This is a genomic window from Pasteurella multocida (assembly GCF_900187275.1).
Taxonomy (GTDB): domain Bacteria; phylum Pseudomonadota; class Gammaproteobacteria; order Enterobacterales; family Pasteurellaceae; genus Pasteurella; species Pasteurella multocida.
The window spans coordinates 197233-221668 of the sequence record NZ_LT906458.1; the positions used below are offsets into that span (position 1 = coordinate 197233).

The 24436-nt window shown below is 39.7% G+C and carries 27 protein-coding genes and 3 tRNA genes; 25 read left to right on the plus strand and 5 right to left on the minus strand.

The window, feature by feature from the left end; all coding sequences use genetic code 11:
* Nucleotide 1: 1 nt before the first annotated feature.
* The 6 genes from nudB to ruvB all read left to right on the plus strand — a co-directional run bounded on the left by nudB (nt 2) and on the right by ruvB (nt 4107).
* On the plus strand, nt 2-526 hold the full coding sequence (gene nudB, locus CKV69_RS00915; RefSeq protein WP_023430154.1) for a dihydroneopterin triphosphate diphosphatase: 525 nt from the start codon (nt 2-4) through the stop codon (nt 524-526).
* Nucleotides 513-1253 carry a YebC/PmpR family DNA-binding transcriptional regulator gene (locus CKV69_RS00920; RefSeq protein ID WP_014325785.1) on the plus strand — a complete coding sequence of 247 codons (741 nt, stop codon included), beginning with the start codon at nt 513-515 and terminating at the stop codon, nt 1251-1253. The genes nudB and CKV69_RS00920 overlap by 14 nt, the downstream gene beginning before the upstream one ends.
* 85 nt (nt 1254-1338) lie before the next feature.
* The gene (locus CKV69_RS00925; protein WP_005722963.1) at nt 1339-1749 is read left to right on the plus strand and encodes a hypothetical protein; all 411 of its coding nucleotides are present in this window, start codon (nt 1339-1341) and stop codon (nt 1747-1749) included.
* 81 nt (nt 1750-1830) lie between these two features.
* Complete coding sequence (ruvC, locus tag CKV69_RS00930) at nt 1831-2403, plus strand: crossover junction endodeoxyribonuclease RuvC (protein WP_005751719.1); 573 nt, start codon at nt 1831-1833, stop codon at nt 2401-2403.
* A 63-nt stretch (nt 2404-2466) separates the two neighbouring features.
* The gene (ruvA, locus tag CKV69_RS00935; protein WP_005754448.1) at nt 2467-3081 is read left to right on the plus strand and encodes a Holliday junction branch migration protein RuvA; all 615 of its coding nucleotides are present in this window, start codon (nt 2467-2469) and stop codon (nt 3079-3081) included.
* A gap of 18 nt (nt 3082-3099) precedes the next feature.
* Nucleotides 3100-4107 carry a Holliday junction branch migration DNA helicase RuvB gene (gene ruvB / locus CKV69_RS00940; protein ID WP_014325786.1) on the plus strand — a complete coding sequence of 336 codons (1008 nt, stop codon included), beginning with the start codon at nt 3100-3102 and terminating at the stop codon, nt 4105-4107.
* Nucleotides 4108-4165: 58 nt separating this feature from the next.
* Here ruvB and CKV69_RS00945 read toward each other — a convergent pair whose 3' ends face one another.
* Entirely contained in the window at nt 4166-4486 is a 321-nt protein-coding gene (locus CKV69_RS00945) for a DUF5339 domain-containing protein (RefSeq protein ID WP_005754446.1), read from the minus strand.
* A 459-nt stretch (nt 4487-4945) separates the two neighbouring features.
* Between CKV69_RS00945 and CKV69_RS00950 the strand changes: the two genes are divergently transcribed.
* The 18 genes from CKV69_RS00950 (at nt 4946) to recC (ending at nt 19126) form a co-directional block, all read left to right on the plus strand.
* On the plus strand, nt 4946-6508 hold the full coding sequence (locus CKV69_RS00950) for a cytochrome ubiquinol oxidase subunit I (protein ID WP_005722953.1): 1563 nt from the start codon (nt 4946-4948) through the stop codon (nt 6506-6508).
* A 14-nt stretch (nt 6509-6522) separates the two neighbouring features.
* On the plus strand, nt 6523-7659 hold the full coding sequence (gene cydB / locus CKV69_RS00955) for a cytochrome d ubiquinol oxidase subunit II (protein ID WP_005717141.1): 1137 nt from the start codon (nt 6523-6525) through the stop codon (nt 7657-7659).
* Nucleotides 7660-7670: 11 nt separating this feature from the next.
* A complete protein-coding gene (locus CKV69_RS00960) occupies nt 7671-7769 on the plus strand; it encodes a cytochrome bd oxidase small subunit, CydX/CbdX family (protein WP_005717140.1) in 99 nt (32 codons plus the stop codon).
* 5 nt (nt 7770-7774) lie between these two features.
* The gene (gene ybgE, locus CKV69_RS00965; RefSeq protein ID WP_005717137.1) at nt 7775-8062 is read left to right on the plus strand and encodes a cyd operon protein YbgE; all 288 of its coding nucleotides are present in this window, start codon (nt 7775-7777) and stop codon (nt 8060-8062) included.
* A gap of 129 nt (nt 8063-8191) precedes the next feature.
* Nucleotides 8192-8602, plus strand: a complete 411-nt coding sequence (gene ybgC / locus CKV69_RS00970) for a tol-pal system-associated acyl-CoA thioesterase (RefSeq protein ID WP_005722941.1) — start codon at nt 8192-8194, stop codon at nt 8600-8602.
* A gap of 18 nt (nt 8603-8620) precedes the next feature.
* Nucleotides 8621-9310, plus strand: a complete 690-nt coding sequence (gene tolQ / locus CKV69_RS00975; RefSeq protein ID WP_005732598.1) for a protein TolQ — start codon at nt 8621-8623, stop codon at nt 9308-9310.
* A 75-nt stretch (nt 9311-9385) separates the two neighbouring features.
* The gene (gene tolR / locus CKV69_RS00980; protein WP_005722921.1) at nt 9386-9808 is read left to right on the plus strand and encodes a colicin uptake protein TolR; all 423 of its coding nucleotides are present in this window, start codon (nt 9386-9388) and stop codon (nt 9806-9808) included.
* Nucleotides 9809-9823: 15 nt separating this feature from the next.
* Nucleotides 9824-10993, plus strand: coding sequence for a cell envelope integrity protein TolA (tolA, locus tag CKV69_RS00985; protein WP_005757061.1), 1170 nt, complete (start codon nt 9824-9826; stop codon nt 10991-10993).
* Between the two features lie 73 nt (nt 10994-11066).
* Nucleotides 11067-12365 (plus strand): Tol-Pal system beta propeller repeat protein TolB, encoded by a 1299-nt coding sequence (tolB, locus tag CKV69_RS00990; protein ID WP_005722919.1) that lies wholly within the window; start codon nt 11067-11069, stop codon nt 12363-12365.
* A 20-nt stretch (nt 12366-12385) separates the two neighbouring features.
* Nucleotides 12386-12838 carry a peptidoglycan-associated lipoprotein Pal gene (gene pal / locus CKV69_RS00995; protein WP_014325788.1) on the plus strand — a complete coding sequence of 151 codons (453 nt, stop codon included), beginning with the start codon at nt 12386-12388 and terminating at the stop codon, nt 12836-12838.
* Between the two features lie 194 nt (nt 12839-13032).
* Nucleotides 13033-13108 (plus strand) — tRNA-Lys (locus tag CKV69_RS01000).
* A 43-nt stretch (nt 13109-13151) separates the two neighbouring features.
* Nucleotides 13152-13227 (plus strand) — tRNA-Lys (locus tag CKV69_RS01005).
* Nucleotides 13228-13270: 43 nt separating this feature from the next.
* A tRNA-Lys gene (locus CKV69_RS01010) sits at nt 13271-13346 on the plus strand.
* A gap of 171 nt (nt 13347-13517) precedes the next feature.
* Nucleotides 13518-14045: a prepilin-type N-terminal cleavage/methylation domain-containing protein gene (locus CKV69_RS01015; protein ID WP_014325789.1), complete on the plus strand. Its 528-nt coding sequence runs from the start codon at nt 13518-13520 to the stop codon at nt 14043-14045.
* 3 nt (nt 14046-14048) lie between these two features.
* Nucleotides 14049-14762 carry a PulJ/GspJ family protein gene (locus tag CKV69_RS01020; RefSeq protein WP_014325790.1) on the plus strand — a complete coding sequence of 238 codons (714 nt, stop codon included), beginning with the start codon at nt 14049-14051 and terminating at the stop codon, nt 14760-14762.
* On the plus strand, nt 14759-15406 hold the full coding sequence (locus tag CKV69_RS01025; protein ID WP_014325791.1) for a DUF2572 family protein: 648 nt from the start codon (nt 14759-14761) through the stop codon (nt 15404-15406). Before CKV69_RS01020 ends, CKV69_RS01025 begins: the two co-directional genes overlap by 4 nt.
* Complete coding sequence (locus CKV69_RS01030) at nt 15390-15680, plus strand: DUF5374 domain-containing protein (protein WP_005722908.1); 291 nt, start codon at nt 15390-15392, stop codon at nt 15678-15680. The genes CKV69_RS01025 and CKV69_RS01030 overlap by 17 nt, the downstream gene beginning before the upstream one ends.
* A 71-nt stretch (nt 15681-15751) precedes the next feature.
* Complete coding sequence (gene recC, locus CKV69_RS01035) at nt 15752-19126, plus strand: exodeoxyribonuclease V subunit gamma (protein ID WP_014325792.1); 3375 nt, start codon at nt 15752-15754, stop codon at nt 19124-19126.
* Between the two features lie 41 nt (nt 19127-19167).
* Here the strand turns inward: recC and rimI are convergent, their stop codons facing one another.
* Together rimI and CKV69_RS01045 are read right to left on the minus strand one after the other, a co-directional pair.
* Nucleotides 19168-19611 carry a ribosomal protein S18-alanine N-acetyltransferase gene (rimI, locus tag CKV69_RS01040; protein ID WP_014325793.1) on the minus strand — a complete coding sequence of 148 codons (444 nt, stop codon included), beginning with the start codon at nt 19609-19611 and terminating at the stop codon, nt 19168-19170.
* Nucleotides 19608-20018 carry a DNA polymerase III subunit psi gene (locus CKV69_RS01045; RefSeq protein ID WP_014325794.1) on the minus strand — a complete coding sequence of 137 codons (411 nt, stop codon included), beginning with the start codon at nt 20016-20018 and terminating at the stop codon, nt 19608-19610. The genes rimI and CKV69_RS01045 overlap by 4 nt, the downstream gene beginning before the upstream one ends.
* Nucleotides 20019-20092: 74 nt before the next feature.
* Between CKV69_RS01045 and rsmC the strand changes: the two genes are divergently transcribed.
* Nucleotides 20093-21079 carry a 16S rRNA (guanine(1207)-N(2))-methyltransferase RsmC gene (rsmC, locus tag CKV69_RS01050; protein ID WP_014325795.1) on the plus strand — a complete coding sequence of 329 codons (987 nt, stop codon included), beginning with the start codon at nt 20093-20095 and terminating at the stop codon, nt 21077-21079.
* Between the two features lie 95 nt (nt 21080-21174).
* Here the strand turns inward: rsmC and fbpC are convergent, their stop codons facing one another.
* Nucleotides 21175-22224, minus strand: a complete 1050-nt coding sequence (gene fbpC, locus CKV69_RS01055; RefSeq protein WP_014325796.1) for a ferric ABC transporter ATP-binding protein — start codon at nt 22222-22224, stop codon at nt 21175-21177.
* Between the two features lie 17 nt (nt 22225-22241).
* On the minus strand, nt 22242-24299 hold the full coding sequence (locus CKV69_RS01060; protein WP_025248427.1) for an ABC transporter permease: 2058 nt from the start codon (nt 24297-24299) through the stop codon (nt 22242-22244).
* Nucleotides 24300-24436: the final 137 nt, after the last annotated feature.

Consider the following 24436-nt stretch of genomic DNA (forward strand, 5'->3'; position numbering starts at 1 on the left):
GATGAAAATGTATAAGAATCCGCATAGTGTCTTAGTGGTCATCTTCTGTTATAGCACACAACGTGTTCTCATGTTACAACGACAAGATGATCCGACATTTTGGCAATCCGTTACCGGTTCTTTAGCCTTAAGTGAGTCACCAAGAGAAACTGCGATAAGGGAAGTGAAAGAAGAAGTCGGAATTGATATTCAGTCAGAGAGCTTAGCGCTTTTTGATTGTGAAGAAAGGATAGCGTTTGAAATTTTTCCCCATTTCCGTTATAAATACGCACCAAATGTCACTCATTGTCTTGAACACTGGTTTTTGCTAGGGCTTGCAGAGGAAAGAATACCCCATTTAACAGAGCATGTTGCTTTTCAATGGCTACCTGCAGATCAGGCAGCGATTTTGACTAAGTCATGGAATAATCGCGCAGTAATCGAAAAGTATTTAGTGAAACAACCATTGGATAATGGCATCTTACAGAGAATATCGAACGAGTATAATTATTTAATAAAGAAGGAAATTGAGAATGGCAGGTCATAGTAAGTGGGCTAACATTAAACACCGTAAAGCCGCACAAGATGCACAACGTGGCAAGATTTTTACTAAATTAATTCGTGAATTGGTGACAGCTGCGAAGTTAGGTGGTGGTGATGTCAATGCAAACCCGCGTTTACGTACTGCGGTGGATAAAGCCTTATCAAGTAATATGACGCGTGATACCATTAACCGTGCAATTGAACGTGGTGTGGGCGGTGGTGATGACACCAATATGGAAACCAAAATCTATGAAGGATATGGTCCTGGTGGTACGGCAGTGATGGTGGAATGCTTAAGTGATAATGCTAACCGTACAATTTCACAAGTTAGACCGAGTTTTACAAAATGTGGCGGGAATCTAGGAACGGAAGGCTCTGTTGGTTATTTGTTCAGCAAAAAAGGGTTAATTTTAATTACTTCTGGTGATGAAGATGTTATTATGGAAGCCGCAATTGAAGCCGGTGCGGATGACGTACAAGTCCAAGAAGATGGGAGTTTCGAAGTGTATACTGCTTGGGAAGAACTTGGTGCTGTCCGTGATGGTATTGAATCCGCAGGGATTAACATTGATAATGCCGAAGTTACCATGATTCCGTCTACGACTGTTGAACTTGACGCAGAAACTGCACCGAAATTGTTAAAGCTGATTGATATGCTAGAAGATTGTGATGATGTACAAAATGTTTATCATAATGGCGAAATCAGTGATGAAATAGCGGCTATGCTATAGGTTATTCTATTAAATGCGATTTATTTAATAGTGATTTTACCGATTGTATCGTGCATACAATTGATCATTTATTTTAGGAGAACTTATGAAATTAACTCAACTTTTTGCAAGCTTAATGGTTGCTGGCGCATTAACTGCCTGTGCACAAAATGGTGCGGACATGAAAAAAGCGATGGAAATGAAATCATCTGAGCCAACATTTGAAACAGCAGCTTATTTTTGTGATGTGAAAGGTAAGAAAAATCAAGTTGTTTCAGCCACGTATACATTTGTTAATGGTAAAGCAGATAGCGCAACAGTAACAATTAATCGTCAAGTTGTTGGTCATGAAATGAAACTCGATAGCACTTATCAAGATGGTGTGCGTTTCGTAGAAGGGAACAAAGTCTGGTCATTAGATAATGGCTTTGCAGCAAGCACAGTCGGCACAACTGCTGCAGTAATGTTTACTGACAACAACAAAATCCTAGCTAAAAATTGTACTAACGCAAAATAATGTGTGTTAACAATTTTTCGGCATAGATGAAAATAATGGATTTACAGTAAAATGTAGATCCATTTATTTTTGGGGCAAGTAATGGCAATTATTTTAGGCATCGATCCTGGCTCTCGCGTAACTGGCTATGGCGTTATACGTCAAGCGGGTAGGCATTTAGAATATTTAGGTAGTGGCGTGATCCGGACGTCTGTTACAGATTTACCAACCCGTTTGAAACGGATCTACATGGGGGTAAATGAAATTATTTTGCAATATCAACCGGATATGTTTGCTATTGAAGAAGTGTTTTTAGCCAAAAATGCCAATTCAGCTTTAAAACTTGGGCAAGCAAGAGGTGCCGCGATTGTTGCCGCAGTTAATCATGATTTGCCCGTTTTCGAATATGCGGCGCGCTTAGTCAAACAAACGGTAGTAGGGATTGGTTCTGCAGATAAAATTCAAGTACAAGATATGGTAACACGGATTTTAACTTTATCTGAAAAACCACAAGCCGATGCGGCGGATGCGTTAGCGATAGCGATTACGCATGCCCATTCTCTTCAACACGCTTTCCATGTTACAAATAGTGCACAAGCGACAGAAAAACCAGAAAAAACGACCGCACTGCTTAAAGCGCGATACAGTCGAGGACGCTTTCGTTTAAAAATTTAACTGGATGTTCATCCAGTTTTATTTTATGCTATACAACAAAATAAATGATGTGATGAGGAAGATATGATTGGTCATTTGACGGGACGTTTAGTTGAAAAACACCCTCCTGAGATTTTGTTAGATGTGCAAGGCGTTGGCTACGAATTATTATTACCGATGACCAGCTTTTATCAGCTTCCCGATATTGGTCAACAGACAGCTCTATTTACTCATCTTGTTGTGCGTGAAGATGCACATTTACTGTTTGGTTTTTCGCAAAAAACCGACCGCACTTTGTTTCGTGAATTAATCAAAACCAATGGTGTAGGACCTAAGCTCGCTCTGGCTATTTTATCAGCCATGTCAGTGGAAGAGTTTGCTTATGCGATTGAACGTGAAGAACTTTCTAAATTAGTGAAGATTCCTGGGGTTGGTAAGAAAACAGCAGAACGTTTATTAGTGGAATTAAAAGGGAAGTTCAAAGGCATTCAACAAGAAGACTTCTTTATTGAGAGTCAACATCTTAAACAGCCTGAACATGCCTTAAATGAACAAGATATCCCTGCCAGTGAAGCTATTTCTGCGCTGATTGCGTTAGGTTATAAAGCCGCAGAAGCTGAAAAACTGGTGAAAAAAATCAGCAAGCCGGCACTTTCTAGTGAGCAACTTATCCGTGAAGCATTAAAAGCCGCCTTATAATCTTTAAGTGAAAAGAACATGATTGAAGCAGATAGAATTATTAGTACAAGTGCGAAAGGCGATGAAGAGTATATTGATCGTGCGATTCGTCCAAAATTGCTAAATGATTATGTTGGACAACCGCATGTCTGCGAACAAATGGCGATTTTTATTCAAGCGGCTAAATTGCGCCAAGATGCTTTGGATCATTTATTGATTTTTGGTCCACCTGGGTTAGGTAAAACCACATTAGCCAATATTGTAGCGCATGAAATGGGTGTGAATATTCGTACTACTTCAGGACCAGTATTAGAAAAAGCGGGCGATCTTGCCGCAATGCTTACGAATTTAGAACCACATGATGTGCTATTTATTGATGAAATTCATCGCTTACCCCCTGCAATTGAAGAAGTGTTATATCCAGCGATGGAAGATTATCAATTAGATATTATGATTGGTGAAGGACCTGCGGCTCGTTCAATCAAGTTAGATCTTCCACCTTTTACATTAATTGGGGCAACAACACGTGCGGGCTCGTTAACATCGCCGTTGCGTGATCGTTTTGGGATTGTACAACGGCTGGAGTTTTATGCAGTGGAAGATTTAACTTCGATCGTAGCGCGTAGTGCAAATTGTTTGAATTTATCTATTTCCGATACCGCGTGTTATGAAATTGCACGTCGTTCAAGGGGGACACCTCGAATTGCTAATCGTTTATTAAGACGCGTGAGAGACTTTGCAGATGTCCGTCATGCCGGCATTATTTCAGAAGAAAGTGCTAAAGCCGCATTGTTAATGTTGGATGTGGATGATGCAGGTTTTGATTATTTGGATCGCAAACTGTTAAATGCTGTGATTGAACGTTTTGACGGGGGACCTGTAGGATTAGATAACCTTGCTGCTGCGATTGGAGAAGAACGAGAAACGATAGAAGATGTGCTAGAGCCTTATTTAATACAGCAAGGTTTTTTACAGCGTACACCTCGAGGACGTATGGCAACCTCAAGAACGTACCGTTATTTTGGGTTAGAGAAATTAATAGAATAAGACGAGCGAAGCATTATTAAAAAAGCGTGTTAATGAAAAATTAACACGCTTTTTTTGTTTATTGCTGTTTGAGAGTATTTAACTTAGTTAAAGCAAAATCGCAACTTTTAATTTGAGTGGCTAATTCCATCTCGAGAATTTGTTGTTTGCTTTGGTTGAGTTTGCTTTTAATTTTACTCACTTGGGTATGTGTACCCGGCTGTTTTTCTGCCTCGGCAATTAAATCCTCGGTTTCTTTGAAAAGTTTTTCACACTGTTGAGGAACTGCAGCATTGGTATTGGTTTTAATTTCTGCAGGTTTGCTTGCATGAACAGGTGAAGTCACCAACGCGCTTGCCGCGAAAAGTGCGGTCAAAATGAACGAAAATCTTCTTTTCATTATAATACCTTTAGATTCTTTTATTTTCTGAGGATCAATCGCTAGGAAAAGTAACAAAATACATAGGATATGTCTAGTGTTTTGTCGTTTTTTTATCCAAACCGTGATTTTTATTTCAGTAAGCGTTGCTAAAATGTTAATAAAATTTATAATTTGACCTGTATCAATTCTTAGAGTTCTACATATTTTTCATTATTTTTGATTTAAGTATAAAAATGTGATCTATGTGTCATTTTTTTATATTTTTAATCCTTATGTTTAGTAGTAGAATAGATACCGAAGTTGGGTTGCCTATATAATGATAAACTATTCAACTGTAAAAATGATTATACATCATAGTGTTATAGTTGTGATTGTGAAGGTAATTCAAGGGGTCTACTTAGGGAATTTCTTTAAGTATTGGGGGTGGTTACTTTGTAATCATTTTGTAGGAACTTGTAGCATTTACAAGGAGTTGAGATGTTGGACGTTGTTGAACTCTCTCGATTGCAGTTTGCATTAACTGCGTTATATCACTTTTTGTTTGTGCCATTAACACTAGGTTTATCGTTCATTCTAGTGATTATGGAAACGCTCTATGTAGCCACAGGCAAAGAAGTTTATAAAGATATGACAAAATTCTGGGGTAAGTTATTTGGTATTAACTTTGCTCTCGGTGTCACAACTGGTATTACAATGGAATTCCAGTTTGGTACGAACTGGTCATATTATTCTCATTATGTGGGAGATATTTTTGGTGCGCCTCTTGCAATTGAAGCATTATTGGCATTCTTCTTAGAGTCGACTTTCGTTGGTTTATTCTTCTTTGGTTGGGACAGATTATCAAAAGGTAAACACTTAATTGCGACATACTGTGTGGCATTTGGTTCAAATTTATCCGCAATGTGGATTCTTGTTGCAAACGGTTGGATGCAATACCCTGTCGCTTCTGAGTTTAATTTTGAAACCATGCGAATGGAAATGACCAGCTTTATGGATTTATGGTTAAACCCAGTTGCACAAAGTAAATTCTTACATACTCTCTCTGCAGGTTATGTGAGTGGTGCAATGTTTGTATTAGGGATTAGCGCTTATTATATCTTGAAAGGTCGTGATCTCGGTTTTGCTAAACGTTCGTTTTCTATTGCTTCCACTTTCGGTGTGATTTCTATTTTCTCGGTGATCATCATGGGTGATGAATCTGGTTATGAAATCGGTCAAACACAGCCTGTGAAATTAGCAGCAATGGAAGGGGAATGGCATACTCAACCTGCACCAGCTGACTGGAATTTACTTGTAGTGCCAAATCAAGCAGAGAAACGTAATGATTTTGCTATTCAAATTCCTTACGCTGCTGGGATTATTGTGACACGTTCTTTAGATAAACAATTTGCGGGTCTTGCTGATTTAGAAGCGTTGAATGTGGAACGTGTACGTAATGGTGTTCAAGCATATGACTTGTTACTTCAATTACAAGCACAGAAAAAAGCAGGTCAAATCAGTGAAGAAACAAAAGCACAATTTAATGCTGTCTCTAAAGATCTCGGTTTTGGTTTATTATTGAAACGTTATACCGACAAAGTGGTTGATGCGACTGAAGAGCAAATTAAACAAGCTGCGGCAGATACAATTCCAAATGTGGGACCTACTTTCTGGTCTTTCCGTATCATGATGGCAGCAGGTGGTTTATTACTTCTTCTTCTGGTTGGTGCATTTGTACAAAATGTGCGTAAAACAGTGGGAACAAAACCTTGGTTCTTAAAAGCGCTTTTATGGTCGATTCCATTACCATGGATTGCAATTGAAAGTGGTTGGTTCTTAGCTGAATATGGTCGTCAACCTTGGGCGATTTATGAAGTGTTACCAGTTGGTGTGGCTAACTCTGCACTCACAACAGGTGATCTTTGGTTCTCCATTGGATTAATCTGTGCACTTTATACCTTATTCCTTGTAGTAGAAATGTATTTAATGTTCAAATACGGTAGATTAGGACCAAGTTCATTAAAAACAGGTCGTTACTACTTTGAACAGTCATCTAAATAAGCAGGAGCCTGATTATGATTGATTATGAAATTCTACGCTTTGTTTGGTGGATCTTGATCGGTGTATTGCTTATTGGTTTTGCAGTAACTGATGGTTTTGATATGGGTGTTCTAACTTTGTTGCCTTTTGCTGGTAAAAAAGAAGTGGAAAAACGTATCATGATTAACTCCATTGCACCACACTGGGACGGTAACCAAGTTTGGTTATTAACAGCCGGTGGCGCAATGTTTGCCGCATGGCCGATTGTGTATGCCACCTCTTTCTCTGGTTTCTATATCGCCATGATTTTAGTTTTAGCGGCATTATTCTTCCGTCCTGTCGGCTTAGAGTATCGTGCTAAAATTGATAATCCAACCTGGCGTACATTATGGGATTGGGGATTATTCATTGGTGGTTTTGTCCCTTCGCTAGTTTTCGGTGTGGCATTTGGTAACTTGTTACAAGGTGTGCCATTTGAATTCAACGAATTATTGCAAGTCAAATACACAGGGTCATTCTTTGCATTATTAAATCCGTTTGCGTTACTTTGTGGTTTAGTGAGCTTAGCAATGTTAACAACACAAGGTAGTGCTTGGTTGCAAATGAAAACAACTAGCGAATTACGTCATCGTGCTCGTAGCATTACACAAGCTGGTGCCGTTGCTACAATCATTACTTTTGTGCTTGCTGGTGTTTGGTTATATTTCAAAGACGGTTTTGTTGTGACATCTGTGATTGATCATAACGCCCCATCAACTCCATTTGGTAAAACTGTGGCGATTGAAGCGGGTGCATGGTTTAATAACTATAAAGACATGCCGATTTTATGGATTTTCCCTTTGCTAGCGGTGGTAAGTGCAGTATTGAACATTTTAGCCTCTAAAGCAGATCGTTCAGGTTTCGCGTTTTTATTCTCATCCTTAACGATGGCGGGTATTATTTTGACTGCGGGCATTTCTATGTTCCCATTCGTGATGCCATCCATTACGCATCCTGAATTAAGCTTATTAATGTGGGATTCTACATCAAGTAAATTGACATTGACCTTAATGCTCGGTTTTGCACTTGTATTTGTTGTAATTTTACTTGCATACACGATTTGGGCGTATTGGAAAATGTTTGGTCGTCTCGATAGTCAATTTATCGAAGAGAACAAAAACTCATTATACTAAGGAGAAATATTATGTTTTATGTCATTTGGGTATTGGGTGTTTTGTTTACGGTGATGTTAGCCGCGGTAATTACTATCGGTATTGAGAAAACCGGTAAATTTGATGAGTAATCTCAATGATTAATTCACTATATCAAATCTTTAATAAGGGTTCGTTAAGAACCCTTTCATTTATATTCGCTATCTTGATCACATTGTTTTTTTTCTTCAATATCAATGATTTTTCTACAAACTTACGTAGTGCACCAGCACCCTTAATTTTATTGATGATTTGGGGGACGGGGATTCTCTGGATTCATGGTATTGGCTTTGAGATCCGTAGCACACTTTGGAAAGGCTTATTTTCGCCTATAATTGGCTATATTGGATTTATTTTGGCTATCGTGGTAAGTTGGGCGGGATAATGATGAGTTGTAAAGCAAAATTTTTGCTCAGAATCGTATGCTAGACTTGCTTATCATTCATACAAGCTCTAAAATACGCCACCAATTTGTCGAGATGTGACGATGTAAATAAACGGAAGGAATAGAACAATGGTCGCCAATGTATTTAATTTTCCTATTCGTGTTTATTATGAGGATACTGACGCGGGTGGTGTCGTTTATCATGCGCGCTATTTGCATTTTTTTGAGCGAGCAAGAACAGAATATTTGCGTTGCGCGGGATTTTCACAGCATACACTGTTAAATGAACAACAGCTCGCTTTTGTTGTCAAAACAATGAATATTGATTATCGCTATCCAGCAAAGCTCGATAATTTATTAATCGTCGAGACGTTAGTCACTGAGTTGAAAGGCGCATCGATTTTCTTCACTCAACGATTAAAGAAAGAGGAACAGATTTTATGCGAGGCTACAGTAAAAGTAGCCTGTGTTGATCTTGGAAAAATGAAACCAATCGCTATTCCTGCAGAGATGAAAGCTGTATTGGTAAATGAGTTATAAAACCTTTTGGAGTATGTAATGACTGCAGATTTGAACTTTTTAGAATTATTTCTAAAAGCCAGTATCGTTGTTCAATTTGTTATTGTAATTTTAATAATTTTCTCAATTATGTCTTGGGCAATTATTATTCAACGTAGTCGTATTTTAACAAAGGCATTGAAAGATTCAGCTGCCTTTGAAGATCGTTTTTGGTCTGGTGAAGATTTAAACCGTCTATTTGATGGTTTAGAAAATAAGCGTGATGGGTTGAGCGGAAGTGAACAAATTTTTTATGTTGGTTTCAAAGAGTTTTCGCGTTTAAAACAAGCTAATCCTAATGCACCAGAGGCTATTATTCAAGGGAGCTCACGAGCAATGAACTTGGCCATGAATCGTGAAGTGGAAGAACTTGAGACGCGCGTGCCATTTTTAGCAACGGTGGCATCTATTAGCCCATATATTGGTTTATTTGGCACAGTCTGGGGGATCATGCATGCATTTATGGCATTGAGTGGTGCTAAGCAAGCCACATTACAAATGGTTGCCCCTGGTATCGCAGAAGCATTAATTGCAACGGCGATTGGTTTATTTGCAGCAATTCCTGCGGTGATGGCCTATAACCGTTTAAGTTTACGTGTCAGTAAATTAGAACAGAATTACGGTAATTTTATTGATGAATTTACCACAATTTTACACCGCCAAGCATTTGGTAAAAATGGTACACACTAATCGCTAAGCGATGTTTAGCGTTCCGTGCCTTTTGAGATAAGTGCGGTTGTTTTTTTAGAATTTTGAGGGGAGATAATGTCTTACCGCCGTAAACGTAGAGATGTGAAATCTGAGATCAACATCGTTCCTTTTTTGGACGTGTTACTCGTGTTGTTGCTGATTTTTATGGCAACAGCGCCAATTATTAGCCAAAGTGTCCAAGTTGAATTGCCTGATGCGGTAGAGAGCCAAAGTGTCAGTAATGAAGATAAAGTGCCGGTTATTTTAGAAGTAGCAGGCATCGGACAATATAGTTTAGCGATTGGTACAGAGCGCTTAGAGGGACTGACTGAAGAGATGGTTACTCAATTGTCTAAACAAGAATTCGATAAAGATAATAATACGTTGTTTTTAGTGGGTGGTGCGAGAGATGTTCCTTATGAAGAAGTGATCAAAGCACTCAACTTGCTTCATCTTGCAGGTATTAAATCTGTTGGATTAATGACAAACCCGATTTAATAAAAAGGCAATATTGTGCAAAGTAAGCAGAACAATAAAGACATCAGTGCGGTTATTCTTTCCGTCATTTTGCACGCGATCTTATTTGGCTTATTGATTTTAGGTTCCCTCTATCATCGGGTTGAAATTATGGGTGGCGGTGAAGGTGACAGCGAGGTGATGGGGGCGGTGATGGTTGATACAGGCGCAGCTGCTCAAGAGTGGGGACGCCTTCAGCAACAGAAAAAAGGTCAAACCGATAAAGCGAAAAAAACGGAACCTGTTATTGAAGAGAAACCTGTACAGCCGGATGAGCAAGAGATCATTCGTCAGCAAGAAATTGAGAAGCAAAAAGCGTTAGAAAAACAGAAAGAAATTGAAAAACAAAAAGAAATTGAACGTCAAAAACAACTTGCTGAGCAGAAAAAGCAAGAAGAACAAGCACGCTTGGCGGCATTAGAAAAACAAAAACAAGCAGAAGAAGCAAAAGCGAAGCAGCTAGCTGAAGCGGCAAAACTAAAGGCAGAAGCAGAAGCTAAACGCTTAGCTGCATTGGCTAAACAAGCAGAAGAAGAGGCAAAAGCGAAAGCAGCAGAAGAAGCCAAACGTAAAGCGGAAAAAGCGAAGGCAGAGGCTGAGGCAAAAGCGAAAGTAGAGAAAGCGAAAGCAGAGGCTGAGGCAAAAGCGAAGGCAGAGAAAGCCAAAGCAGAAGCGGAAGCGAAGGCCAAAGCAGAAAAAGCCAAAGCGGAAGCAAAAGCAAAAGCTGAAAAAGCCAAAGCCGATGCGGAAGCTGCACAACGCAAAGCGAATCAAGCCGCACTGGATGATTTCTTTAGTGGAGGAGATGTTGGTGGTGGCTCTGCAACGAGAGGATCAAATACAGATCGTCAGGGAAGCCAAGGAAGCGGTGCAGCACTGGGGGCTGGTGATGGTGGAAAAACAGGCGATCAATATGCCGGAGTAATTAAACGAGAAATTCAACGCAGATTTTTGAAAGAGCCGAGTTTTGCAAATAAAGTTTGCGTCGTTGAAGTCGAGTTTTTACGGGATGGAACCATTGCAAATTATCGTCGAGTATCAGGACCTGATGATATTTGTCAAGCTGCGGTAAGTGCAGTGGCAAGGACGAAGAAAGTCCCGCCAGCACCAACAGATGATATCTATCAAAGATATAAGAAATCCCCAATTGAATTTAAATTAAGATAAAGTTAGTATTGCCTTTTTGTTTATCGTAAATCAACGATAAAGGATTGGAAATGAAAAATAATAGGTGGTTCCAATGAAATTAGTCACCCGTATGTGGAGTATATTGATCGTATTCTTTCTTGCTGTATTGCAACCTGCACAAGCAGAGGTACGAATTGTCATTGATGAAGGTGTAGATAGTGCCAGACCAATTGCGGTTGTGCCATTTAAGTGGAATGGACCGGGTTCTGCACCAGCGGATATTGCTGATATCATTGCTGCCGATTTACGTCATAGTGGTAAATTTAATCCGATTCCAGTCAATCGGATGCCACAGCACCCAACATCTGTTTCAGAAGTGAATCCAGAAGCTTGGGCTGCGCTTGGTATTGATGCGGTAGTAGTGGGGCATGTAACACCAGCAAATGGCAGTTTTAACATCGCTTATCAGCTTGTTGATACGATTGGTGCAACTGGTACTGCGGGTACTGTGTTAACACAAAACCAATATACAGTAACAGCAAAGTGGTTGCGTTATGGAGCACATACAGTCAGTGACGAAGTTTTTGAAAAATTAACGGGTATCAGAGGGGCGTTTAGAACACGCATTGCTTATATTGTGCAGAAACACGGTGGCTCTCAACCTTATGAAGTCAGAGTATCTGATTACGATGGGTTTAATCAATTTGTCGTTAACCGTAGTGCGCAACCTTTAATGTCACCAGCTTGGTCACATGATGGTAAAAAGTTAGCTTATGTTTCTTTTGAAAATAAAAAATCCCAGCTAGTAGTGCAGGATTTAGGCTCTGGTGCACGTAAAGTGGTCGCGTCGTTTAATGGACATAATGGTGCGCCTGCATTTTCACCAGACGGTTCAAGATTAGCCTTTGCCTCTTCAAAAGACGGTGTATTGAATATTTATGTAATGAATTTAGGTAGTGGACAGATTTCACAGTTGACTAGTGGTACAGGGAATAATACTGAACCATCTTGGTCACCTGATGGACAAACAATTGTGTTCACATCTGATAGAAGCGGTTCACCGCAAGTCTACCAAATGAGTGCATCCGGTGGTGGTGCATCATTAGTAAGCACTGGTGGTCGCAGTTATAGTGGGCAAATGACTGCCGATGGTAGCGCTATAATCATGATCAGTAGAGATAATATTGTGAAAAAGGATTTAGCTTCTGGCTCCACAGAAGTGCTAAGTTCCACTTTCTTAGATGAAAGTCCAAGTATTTCCCCTAACGGTATCATGATCATTTACAGCTCTACTCAAGGGTTAGGAAAAGTGCTACAATTGGTATCCGCTGACGGTCGTTTTAAAGCACGGTTACCAGGAAATGATGGACAAGTTAAATTCCCAGCTTGGTCACCTTATTTAACTAAATAAAAAACTCTAAGGAGAAAACAATGAAAAAACTAACTAAAGTATTATTAGTTGCTGGTTCTGTTGCTGTATTAGCTGCTTGTGGTTCATCTAAAAAAGATGAAAGCGCTGGTCAAATGTTTGGCGGTTATTCAGTACAAGATTTACAACAACGTTATAATACCGTGTATTTCGGCTTCGATAAATACAATATCGAAGGTGAATATGTACAAATTTTAGATGCACATGCGGCGTTCTTAAATGCAACACCAGCAACGACAGTCGTTGTTGAAGGTAACACCGATGAGCGCGGTACACCAGAATATAACATCGCATTAGGTCAACGTCGTGCAGATGCAGTAAAACATTATTTATCAGCGAAAGGTGTACAAGCTGGTCAAGTATCAACAGTTTCTTACGGTGAAGAGAAACCTGCTGTGTTAGGTCACGATGAAGCAGCTTACTCTAAAAACCGTCGTGCTGTGTTAGCATACTAATTTATTTTTCTGTCTAAAAACTGGGTGCATTCGCACCCAGTTTTTTTATGTGTGGAATTTTACTTGTAGTGAGAAAGACGAGAATTACGGTCTTTTGGTGAGTATTCATTCAAATAAACAAAAAAATGAAAATTTTTATTGCTTATTAAAATAAAATCAGTATTATAAGCCTCCGTTACGCAGTGATATGAAGCGGGTCGTTAGCTCAGTCGGTAGAGCAGCGGACTTTTAATCCGTTGGTCGAAGGTTCGAATCCTTCACGACCCACCACTCAACGCAAATCCTGTATAAACGCCAAAGCAATTAATGCAATGGGTCGTTAGCTCAGTCGGTAGAGCAGCGGACTTTTAATCCGTTGGTCGAAGGTTCGAATCCTTCACGACCCACCACTTAATTCAAATCCGATATAAACTCCAAAGCAATTAATGCAATGGGTCGTTAGCTCAGTCGGTAGAGCAGCGGACTTTTAATCCGTTGGTCGAAGGTTCGAATCCTTCACGACCCACCACTTATTTTTCATTCTATATTCTTTTCAACAAGACTATTTTCAGTACAGCATTTCCTTATCCTATTTTTCTATCTATCACTTTATTTTTGCGATCTGCATCTCAAAACATTACTAGTCAATTGATGAGTTAAATCAGTAGCGATATACAGTATATGCAAAAAAAGAGGAGATATGAAAAGAGGCTTTACATTGTTAGAAATGCTCATGGTATTACTGCTGATAAGCAGTATGTTGCTCGTCGTCTTACCGAATTGGACGAGAGTGATTGATTTTATTTCTTTCGAGCAAGAGCAACGCCAATTATGGATTTTTCTTCGGCAATTACAGACACGAGTAGCAACATCAGGACAAGTTTGGTTTTTGATTGCGAATCGTGATGTAAACCGCCAACATTGGTGTTTAACAGCACAATTAAAAAGTGAATATATTTGTGATTGTTTTGCCCCTCAACATTGTCCCCAAAGATTATCTGCACAATTCTATTCCTCGCATTTTACCGGTTATACGATGTTAAAGACGAAACATTATTACCCAAATACGATGACTCGATTGAGTGCTGTCAGAGACACGTTAGAAACAACTTGCTTTGTTTTACAAACCGATTATCAAAAAGCAATTTTTTCTTTATTTAATGTGGGTAGTATTAAATTGAAGAAAGAGGCTTCATTAAGTGCTTGTGAACATAACAAGGAAAATTAAAGTATGTTATTTCGCGGTTATACAGTATTGAGTTTGATGATCTCGTTAAGTCTTTCTTCTCTTTTGTTACTTGTTGCTATCGCTTTTTATGTTGATGTTCAGAGACAAAATAGGGCAATCCATTTCCAAATGCAACTGCAAGCTGAGCTAGAAAGAGTGATTCAATTAATGGGAAAAGATATTCGTCGAGCGGGCTTTCGTGCGCCTCCAGAGACGACGAATAAAGTGAACTTTTCACTGTTTGAATCAGAAACACAGGCTAGTTTACAACTGTTCTCAATACATGGCGGAAATGTATCGGATTGTATTTTATTTTTTTATGATCTGGATATGAACGGTTGTTTAGGGGGAAAGTTCAAAGAGAAAACCTGTATTAAGGATGGACGAAATAATACCAGTCACCTTGAACGTGAGCTGTTTGGTTACCGTTTGAATAATGGGATGCTCGAAACACGCTTAACATATAAAAGTGCGGTAAATTCTCGCTGTAAATTAGCAGAATGTCGTACTTACTTACAACAGTCAGCGTGTCATAGTGGTGGCTGGGTAGATTTATTAGATGATCAAGAATATATCATCAGCGATTTATCATTTCATTGGCTCATGGGAAAGCCTGCGCTTGAAATCTATTTGAAAGGATACTTAAAAAAACAGCCACATTTTCAATATGAAACGACAATGGTTGTACCACTCTTGAATCATGGAGAGAAGCAATGATCTATCATAAAGGTATGGTAACTTTCGTCATTTTAGTGTTATTAAGCAGTGGATTAACTATTTTAATGTTATTGAATGACGATATTTTACATTGGCATTTGTCTGCGCTTCATCAACGGAAATTAGATGTCCAACAAATGTTAGTATTACAACGTCAGAACGAGGAAAAAAAGCAACATCTTTGTAAACATATCTCATCAACATCTTCGGAAAATCGGCAGCAAGTCACTTTTCGTCTTGTTGAAGGTAAAGCGAATTATGTTTGGTGTATTTGTCGGACGTTATTTAAAGCACAACCTCGTCAAGCGCTTAATATCGGGAAATTAGCGTATTTTATTCAACGAGAATATCGAGATCTTTTCTCTCATCAATTTTCTGTCCAACATGCTCCTTATTTTTACTGGTTTGATGCTAAACAAACGAGTTGGACGCTGACACAAAATATCGAGGCGATAATTATTGCTGAAGGCGATTTACATATTCACGGAAAAGGGAAGATAAAAGGAACAATTGTGACGGGAGGGCGATTAACTTTAGAGCCAAGTGTGCAAGTGAGTTACCATAAAGCGACAGTAGCATATTGGGTAACACAATTACGAGATTGGCAATTAGCAGAGAAAAGTTGGCATGATTTTTTATTATGATAAAGGCATGAGTTTACCTGTATTATTAATGGCACTCATGTTGTTTAGTGGTATTTTCCTTTCAACACAGCAGTGGCTAAGTTATCAACGCCAACGTGCAATATATATTTATCAGCATGTTCAAGCTTTACAAATTGCACAGAACCAGAAACAACGTCAATTTTTGGGCTTAGCTTGTGAAAACAATGTAAAACGAAATGACTTAGTGTTTCAGATTCAATGTACATCACAGCATGTAAAAGTCAGTACGTCCTTGGCGGAGATTAGCTTGTAAAAGACTTGCGGTAGAACACAAAGTGGGGAACAATAGTCAAACTGATTGTTTCGATGTGGATAAGGCGACCTGTGTTTACAATTTATTATTCTAATGATCTTGATGTACAAAAAAATATTTTGCTCACGTTAATGCAAGATACACTGGATGATCCCTTTCAGTCAGACGTGATTTTAGTTCAAAGTCCAGGCATGGCACAGTGGTTGCAATGGAAAATTGCGGAGCAGCAAGGGATTTCGAGTAATATTAAGTTTCCTATGCCTGCGAGCTTTATTTGGCAACAATACGTAGACAATTTACCGAATACAGAGGAACAAAGCCAATTTAATAAAGCGTCGATGACATGGCGTTTAATGCGTTTAATTCCTGAGCATCTTGAACAAGTCGAATTTCAATCACTTCGTCATTATTTATCTTCTTCTCATCAAGCAGAACAACAAAAGTTGTATCAATTAGCCTACCAAATTGCTGATTTATTTGACCAATATCTTGTTTACCGCCCAGAATGGATCGCTTGTTGGGAGCGTGGTGATGAAGCCACTATGATGGCACAGTTAGAACGCAAGCTAAAAGATACACGCCTACCAATAGGCAACGCTTTTTCTCAAGATGTTAAATGGCAAGCAATACTATGGCGTGCTCTAGTGGCGGATATTTTGGCTGAAAGCGGTCAGACTGTTCCCTTACATCGTGCTTATTTACAAACACAATTCTTGCAGTTCTTACAGACCCAGCATCCTGTCAATTTACCTCCACGTCTTTTCATTTTTGGTATCTCAGCGTTGCCAAAAGGCTATTTAGAGATTTTTTATGCCATGAGCCGGTATTGTGAAGTACATTTATTTTTCACCAATGGCTGTCGTGAATATTGGGGTGATTTAATTGATCCGCGTTTTATGCAACGCTTAAGCCAAATGCAACGAACTGGCTACCATACCGCTTTACCTATACCTGTTTTTCACCATACAGATAATGCCCGATTTGAATCAAGTTATGATCATGAGCATTTATTTGAGGGGCATCCTTTGCTGTCAAGCTGGGGGAAATTGGGACGAGATTTTTTATATTTATTAACAGAATTAGAACAGCTCGAAGGCGTACGAAGTATTGATGCGTACACCGAGTTAACTTCCCAACATCTTTTATCTCAGGTACAAGCGCGTATTTTACATTTAGAAGGCAAGCAAGGTTTAAATTTGGCTGAAAATGACCGCTCTTTAACGTTCCATTCTTGCCATAGCCCTATGCGTGAAGTTGAAGTTTTACATGACTATTTGCTTCATTTATTTCAGCAAGACTCGACACTTACTCCAAAAGATATTGTGGTGATGGTGGCGGATATTGATAAATATACACCCTATATTCAAGCTGTATTTGGGCAGTACAATCAGGTCGCACAGCGGCAGATTCCTTTTTCTATTTCGGATAACCGTCTTTCTGAAAATGACGTGTTAATAGCAAGTTTTATTCACTTACTTGCTTTAAAAGAGAGTCAGTTTAGCGCAGAAGATATCTTAGCTTTATTAGATATTCCTGCGATTCGGAATAGGTTTCAGATTGAGTTAATGGAGTTAGAGCAGATTCGGCATTGGGTCGCACATGCTGGCATACGTTTTGGTGTAGAAAAAGAACAAGGTAAACAAGAAAAGAACACTAACTCATGGCAAGCTGGGCTGGAGCGGATGCTGCTTGGTTATGCGATGCGTGAGGAAAATGGGATTTGGCAAGGGAATTTAGGCTTTGATCCTTGTTATGGGCTACAAGGGCAATTAGCCGGACGCTTGGCGGAGTTTATTGCAAGATTATCAGCATGGTATCAGTTTTTACAAACGCCTCAGCCTATTGAAAAATGGCAACAGCATTTACTTACGCTTTTAACAGATTTCTTCGCTGAGGATGAAACGAATATTACCACTTTGCTATATATTCAAGAAACGATAGTGCAAATGGTAACAGATATTCAACAAACACATTTTGATCAACCGTTAAGTAGTGAAGTGGTTTCTGATGTCCTGTCGGCATTATTAGAAGATGATCCGAATAGCATGAAGTTTCTGGCAGGGAAAGTGAATTTCTGTACCTTGCTACCGATGCGTTCGATTCCCTTTAAAGTGGTGTGTTTACTGGGGATGAATGAAGGTGATTATCCTCGTCAACAAACGCCAAATAGCTTTGATTTGATGCAATATGATCGACGTAAAGCCGACCGTTTTCGCCGTGACGATGATTGTTATTTGTTCCTTGAAGCGCTGCTGTCAGCACAAGAGGCATTTTATGTGAGTTTTGTGGGACGTTCCATTGTGGATAACCAAAGCAAACCTCCGTCTGTGTTAGTCAGTCAATTGATTGACTATTTAGTAGATAAGTTACCAAGCGCTGGAACACAAGATTGGCAGGCTCGATTAATTGAACAGCATCCGATGACAGCATTTAGTCCAGATAATTTCCGAGGAGAAAACGGATCTTTTGCTAACCAATGGTTACCCCTAGCAAATATTCAGAAACAAGAGAGGGCGGATTTTGTCCAACCTATCGCACAAACAGTGTTAGCCGAGGATCGTGAAATTGCGTTAGCGGATTTAATTGCCTTTATTCAACATCCTGTTGCGTTTTTCTTTAAACGTCATTTAGGCGTTTCTTTTACTAAACAAGAAGAACGTATTGAAGACAGCGAAAATTTTACTTTAGATGGCTTAATGCGCTATCAAATTAATGAGCAATTGCTTTATTGTGATGAGGAAAAAAGCGCGGAGGTTCTCGCTCAATTAAAAGTAAAAGGTATGCTACCGCGTGGTGAATTTGCTCAGATCTTTGCGTTACAACAACAAGAAGACATTGCCGCGTTAAAAACAATCGTTGCCGATTATTTAAAACAAGAGGCGCATGTCGTCGAAGTGGATTTGACTATCCCGAGTGGCTATAGCGATATTCGTCTGATTGGGCAGCTAGATCAGTTGTATGCACAGCGTAGAGTGATGTGGCGAGTGGGACAAATTCAGGAAAAACATTTAATTGAAAATTGGGTGTATTACCTTATTCAATGTGCAATGTTAGCACAGCATGAACCTCCTATTTATTATGGTAAGAATGGGCAAGCGACCTTTCAAGCGTTGTGTGCTAGCGAGTCGTTAAGTGTAAAAGAAATCGCGTTAGCACAATTACAAATCTATGTTGAAAGTTATTTGCAGGGCTATCAGCAGATGCAAATGGTTCCGATGAAAAATATTCAACGTTATTTAGAAGCATATGAACATACTGAGACGCCAGATTTTGAGATGATTCGGACATTGTTACATCATCTAGCGGAAGGGGATTATGCTTCGGATGGGGATATTTATTGGCAACGAGTACTTGCACAACAAGTACTCGATGAGGAGATGCTCAACGCGATAGGTGAACGGACAACATCGTGGTTTAAGCTTATGTTTGAGCAGCTTGAAAAATAGAGCGCATTTTTGTATGTCACTGATAGTGAACGAAATGAGCTTTATAGATAGCGCGCCATCACAATCGCGTTTTCACGTTGACCATGAGGCGTAGGGTAATAGTTCTTGCGCCTATCTACCTCATTAAAACCTAGTTGCTCATATAATTTCTGTGCCGCGATGTTGGATTCTCTCACTTCTAACCATAAGGTAGAAATTCCTTTTTCGGTTAATTGCTGAAGTAAGTGAGTCAGTAACTGTTTACCGAAGCCTTTACCTTGAAAAGAGGGAGCAACGGCAATATTAAGTAGTGTTGCTTCATCAAGAATGTGTTGGCAAATGGCGAAAGCGATAATTTTATCATGGTAAGTGAGTTTTAAATTCAGATAATTTTCGCCTTGTGTATTTTTTAAGATTCCCATAGACCAAGGGACGAGGTGGGCTGATTGCTCAATTTCAAATAAGCGTTCTAAGTCATGTTCTGTAATTTGCGTAATGATCATCATAGCGTTGTTTGCATTTGTTGCCAGAGTTGGCGTTTGGCATGATGGTTGTGTTTAAACTGCGACCATGCGCTACTTTGCCAAATTGCGGTTGCAGGTTGACAGAAAGCCGAAAGGCGTTCGATTTCTTCCTGATTATCGCTGAGTAGCCAATAATGGACAGGATATTGCGTATTTAGATGGGGGATACGTTCAAAATCCAAGCATAAGCACATGCTTTCATCAAGGTCTAAGCTACGTAAAATATCTTTTAATAATGGAGAATCTGTTGTGAGAGCGTGCTCGGCAACGATGATGAGACGTATTTTTTCTTCTACATTAATTTTTACCATCCCTTTCAAACGAGTAGGGGACTTCAGCTGCCATTGTGTGATACCCATTTGTTGTAACAGAAGATCTCGTCTATTCATGCTATTTCTTCATCGTTGCGTGTTTTTCCTTTATAATGCGTCAATTTTAACGAATAACAGATAGGATTAACAGCGTGATTTCTCTTGAAAGCCAAGTTCTACAGCGTCATCTTTCTTTTTTTGAGCATAAATCAGTTTTATTTGCGGGGGGCATTAATGATCAGTTTCCTCAGCAAGTGCCGGCGCGCAGCGTGAAGGTATGGAGTTGGTATTTTGATTATGCCAAAAGCAAAAGTGCGGTCGATTTTTCATTAACTTGTGAAGAAAAAGCGGATCTCATGGTGTTTTACTGGACTAAAAACAAGCAAGAAGTGCAATTCCAACTTATGCAATTACTCGCTCAAGCGCCGATTGGTCAAGAAATGTTGATTGTAGGTGAAAATCGCTGCGGAGTGCGTTCTGTGGAAAAAATGCTCGATGCTTATGGCGATATTGCTAAAATTGACTCGGCAAGGCGTTGTGGGTTATATCATTTTTGTTTAAAAAACACACCGCACTTTGCGTTAGCAGATTATTGGAAAACTTATCAGCATCCTCGCTTAGGTGATTTACGTATTTACAGTTTACCGGGGGTATTTAGTGCGAATGAGTTGGATGTTGGCACAGATTTGTTGCTTTCAACCTTAGATCAACCAGTGAGAGGAAAGGTGTTAGATTTAGGTTGTGGTGCGGGTGTGATTGGTGCTTATATTAAACAGCAATATCCTCAAGTTGAGCTGACTATGGCGGATATTCATGCGCTAGCCTTAGCTTCTAGCCAACGGACTTTAGTTGAGAACCAGTTAGAAGCTGAGGTGATCGCCAGTGACGTTTTTTCTAATGTGACAGGAAAATTCGATCTGATTATTTCAAATCCCCCTTTTCACGATGGCATTGACACGGCTTATCGTGCTGTCAGTGAATTAATTATGCAAGCGAAATGGCATTTAGTACCGGGCGGCGAATTACGCATTGTGGCGAATGCATTCTTGCCTTATCCTGATTTATTGGATCAACATTTTGGCTCACATTGTGTGTTAGCCAAAACCACTAAATTTAAAGTGTATTCTGTCCGCGGCTAAACAAGTACGACTCACTTTAGGGTGAATGCATTAAAGTTTAGATAAATCGGCTTAGAAAAAAGAAGGCAGACGGTAAAGTCTGCCTTTCTTACCTTTTATTCTGGCTTTAATAGAAAGACACCGTGTTCAGCTAAGTGCACATAGGCTTCTTTCAACTCAGGGTTAAATTGCTCTGGGTTGGTGTTGACTAACAGATCTTGTCCTCCCCAATTGGCGACAATCTCCCAATGATTCCCCATATACACCGCACTTTTAATGCTACAACGTTGTGCAGCTTCGCCTGTTTCTTTAAAAGAAATGGCTTCTGGGCGGATACCGACTAAGCATGCTCCGTCTGTTAATCCAAACTGGGTGGCATTATTGAGCTTAAATTGGTAGCCGTTTACGGTGACTTGATCTTGTTGCAATGTACCTTGGAAGATACTGGATTCGCCCATGAAGTTAGCGAGAAACAGCGAGTTTGGACGCAAATACAGTTCTTTGGCCGGTGCTTTTTGCATGATTTTCCCTTTATGCATCACGATAACTTCATCGGATACGGCAAAGGCTTCCGTTTGATCGTGGGTCACATACAGTGAAGTAATGCCTAAACGTTGTTGTAACTCTCGGATTTTTTCACGCATAGAGCGACGTAAATTGGCGTCAAGGTTACTGAGCGGTTCATCAAATAACAGCACTTTCGGCTTAAGCACTAAGGCACGTGCTAGTGCAACACGTTGTTGTTGACCACCAGAAATTTGATCCACATAACGATCTTCAAATCCAGCTAGGTCAACCAGTTCCAGTGCTTCTTTAACACGTTTGGCACGTTCTTCTTTACTGACACCTTGCATTTTTAAACCATAGCCAACGTTATCACCGATGGACATATGAGGGAAAAGCGCATAAGACTGGAAAACAATACAAATATCACGATTTTGGATCGACGATTTTGTGACATCTTCGCCATCAATGAATATTTGCCCTGAAGTTGGGCTTTCTAAGCCTGCCACTAAACGTAATACAGTGGTTTTCCCACAACCAGAAGGACCTAACAGTGTGACCATGGTGCCACGTTTAATGCTGAGATCTAAATTATCAATCACTACGGCTTTACCAAATGCTTTTGTGACATTTTTTAACACTAAGAAATCGTTATTACTCATATTCTACTACCTATCAATTAATTCATTTTTTTCGCTTTAGAACGTGAAATGCGCGTATCGCCCACGATCCAGTCAAAGAATAAGATAATCGCCATCATTACTACGATGAGGATTGAACCATATGCAATTGCAATACCGTATTCACCATCTTCTACACGGTTTAAAATATAGGAGGTTGCCACGCGTGTATCTGCGGTAACCAAGAAAATAATCGCGCTGACTGTGGTCATTGAGCGGACGAAACTGGTTACTAAAGCAGAAAGTAAAGCAGGTTTTAAGAGTGGGAAGACAATATACCAAATGGTTTTGAAGGAGCTACCTTTTAAGGAAAGGGAAGCTTCATCAAGCGATTTGTCTAATTGACCTAAGCCTGCAATAGCAGCACGCATCCCCACAGGCATATTACGCATGACCATTGATAAAATAATGATCATCGCTGTCCCAGTGAGATAAATTGGTGAGCTGTTGAAGGCAATAATATAGGATACCCCTGCTACGGTACCGGGTACAGCGAAACACAGTAAGGTTAAAAATTCCAAGGTTTTCTTGCCTTTGAATTCACGGCGAACCGTAATATAAGCAATCAGTAAACCAAATAAGGCGGTCACTGGCGCTGCACTGGCAGCAAAAATCACGGTTTGAATTAAAGAAGGCCATGCACCGTCACTAAAACCTTGTCCAAACAGGATTTGATAGTTTTTTAAGGTGAGTGTGTAGTCAACTCCCCAGTTCACGGTGAAACTGCCGTAGAAGATACTGCCGTACAGAACAAGGTTAAATAGCGTCCAAAAGCCAAGGAAAAAGACGATAATCCCTTTTAGCCCATTTGGCAATTCTTGCACATCACCGCGGTACGATTTACCAGAAACAGTCACATAGGAACGTTTACCAATCCATAAATATTGAATCACGAAAATCGCCAGTGAGAACATTAAGAGAATCGTACCTAATGTACTGGCTGAAGCATAATCTAATTGTGAACCCGCAATATAGAAGTAAATTTGAGTCGCAATGACATCAAAGCTTCCGCCAAGGACAAGTGGAGTACTGAAGTCCGCGAGGGATTGGATGACGACCACTAAGAAGGAGTTGGCTAATGCAGGTTTGAGCAATGGGAAAATAATATGGAAGAACGCTTGGTAACGATTTGAGCGTAACGTATAAGCTGCCTCTTCAATCGAAGGGTGGATCGATTTTAAGGCACCTTCCAAGATCATAAAAGACATAGGGGTGAGTGCTAAGGTATGGGCAATCACAATACCAGTAAAGCCATATAGCCAGTTACTGCTAAAACCTAAATATTCCACTAAAAAAGCAGTGACATACCCTGAGCGTCCAAGCATTAAAGTAACCCCTAAACCGACCACAAAAGGCGGGGTAACAATTGGCAGAATAGAGAAAATTTTACCAATGAACGCCGTACGTTTAGCGATACGTGTGGTATAGAGGGCAAAGGCTAAACCAAAAATGGTGGATAGCACACCGACCACAGAGGAGACGGCAAGCGAGTTTTCTACAACGCGAATCACATAAGGTTGTTGGATAATTTCGGCGACTTGTTGCGGTTTAAACTCACCATTATCAAAGAACATGGAAAGTAAAATGGCAAAAGTCGGGTAAACGATAAAGAAAAAAATCGTCATCACAATCGCAATGAGCGAGGCGATGACAAATTTATCCCCCTGCATGACTTTTAATTGTGCTAAAGCATTTGTCGCAAGGGCGAGAAGTGCCACCATGAGAATGATGACGGAATACCCTAGGCTAAACTTGGCTACTGTGGCAGAGATAAAGACAAATAAGAAAATCGCTGCAATCAGAGCAAGTTCTATTTTGGCGCGTTTTGTACTTTCTTTTGGAAAAATCAAAGATAAAACGGGAAAAATGAGTACGGCTAAAAACCAAGACCAACTCAAATTGAGATTATACCAGCCCATAGCTTCAAGCATTTCATCGCTGGTAGAGTCCCATAAGCCGTAATCTAAGGCTTTTGATGGTAAAAGGGCAAAGCCTAATAAGGCGAATAACACCCAAATTAATGGTGTGCTAAATGTGAAAGTGTTTTTCTGCTCCATAAAGACCTCTAATTAAGCAGTAATAGACCATTCAATAGGGGCTTGCCCCTATTGAATGAAGAAATAAAAAATCCTCTTTACTTATCAAGAATGATAAATTTTTTGTTGAACAACGTGTGAATCATATTAAATGTATT

Coding starts and splice junctions, on each gene's coding strand:
- nudB (WP_023430154.1), top strand. CDS start 2: ATGAAAATGTATAAGAATCCGCATAGTGTCTTAGTGGTCATCTTCTGT.
- CKV69_RS00920 (WP_014325785.1), top strand. CDS start 513: ATGGCAGGTCATAGTAAGTGGGCTAACATTAAACACCGTAAAGCCGCA.
- CKV69_RS00925 (WP_005722963.1), top strand. CDS start 1,339: ATGAAATTAACTCAACTTTTTGCAAGCTTAATGGTTGCTGGCGCATTA.
- ruvC (WP_005751719.1), top strand. CDS start 1,831: ATGGCAATTATTTTAGGCATCGATCCTGGCTCTCGCGTAACTGGCTAT.
- ruvA (WP_005754448.1), top strand. CDS start 2,467: ATGATTGGTCATTTGACGGGACGTTTAGTTGAAAAACACCCTCCTGAG.
- ruvB (WP_014325786.1), top strand. CDS start 3,100: ATGATTGAAGCAGATAGAATTATTAGTACAAGTGCGAAAGGCGATGAA.
- CKV69_RS00945 (WP_005754446.1), bottom strand. CDS start 4,486: ATGAAAAGAAGATTTTCGTTCATTTTGACCGCACTTTTCGCGGCAAGC.
- CKV69_RS00950 (WP_005722953.1), top strand. CDS start 4,946: ATGTTGGACGTTGTTGAACTCTCTCGATTGCAGTTTGCATTAACTGCG.
- cydB (WP_005717141.1), top strand. CDS start 6,523: ATGATTGATTATGAAATTCTACGCTTTGTTTGGTGGATCTTGATCGGT.
- CKV69_RS00960 (WP_005717140.1), top strand. CDS start 7,671: ATGTTTTATGTCATTTGGGTATTGGGTGTTTTGTTTACGGTGATGTTA.
- ybgE (WP_005717137.1), top strand. CDS start 7,775: ATGATTAATTCACTATATCAAATCTTTAATAAGGGTTCGTTAAGAACC.
- ybgC (WP_005722941.1), top strand. CDS start 8,192: ATGGTCGCCAATGTATTTAATTTTCCTATTCGTGTTTATTATGAGGAT.
- tolQ (WP_005732598.1), top strand. CDS start 8,621: ATGACTGCAGATTTGAACTTTTTAGAATTATTTCTAAAAGCCAGTATC.
- tolR (WP_005722921.1), top strand. CDS start 9,386: ATGTCTTACCGCCGTAAACGTAGAGATGTGAAATCTGAGATCAACATC.
- tolB (WP_005722919.1), top strand. CDS start 11,067: ATGAAATTAGTCACCCGTATGTGGAGTATATTGATCGTATTCTTTCTT.
- pal (WP_014325788.1), top strand. CDS start 12,386: ATGAAAAAACTAACTAAAGTATTATTAGTTGCTGGTTCTGTTGCTGTA.
- CKV69_RS01015 (WP_014325789.1), top strand. CDS start 13,518: ATGAAAAGAGGCTTTACATTGTTAGAAATGCTCATGGTATTACTGCTG.
- CKV69_RS01020 (WP_014325790.1), top strand. CDS start 14,049: ATGTTATTTCGCGGTTATACAGTATTGAGTTTGATGATCTCGTTAAGT.
- CKV69_RS01025 (WP_014325791.1), top strand. CDS start 14,759: ATGATCTATCATAAAGGTATGGTAACTTTCGTCATTTTAGTGTTATTA.
- CKV69_RS01030 (WP_005722908.1), top strand. CDS start 15,390: ATGATTTTTTATTATGATAAAGGCATGAGTTTACCTGTATTATTAATG.
- rimI (WP_014325793.1), bottom strand. CDS start 19,611: ATGATGATCATTACGCAAATTACAGAACATGACTTAGAACGCTTATTT.
- CKV69_RS01045 (WP_014325794.1), bottom strand. CDS start 20,018: ATGAATAGACGAGATCTTCTGTTACAACAAATGGGTATCACACAATGG.
- fbpC (WP_014325796.1), bottom strand. CDS start 22,224: ATGAGTAATAACGATTTCTTAGTGTTAAAAAATGTCACAAAAGCATTT.
- CKV69_RS01060 (WP_025248427.1), bottom strand. CDS start 24,299: ATGGAGCAGAAAAACACTTTCACATTTAGCACACCATTAATTTGGGTG.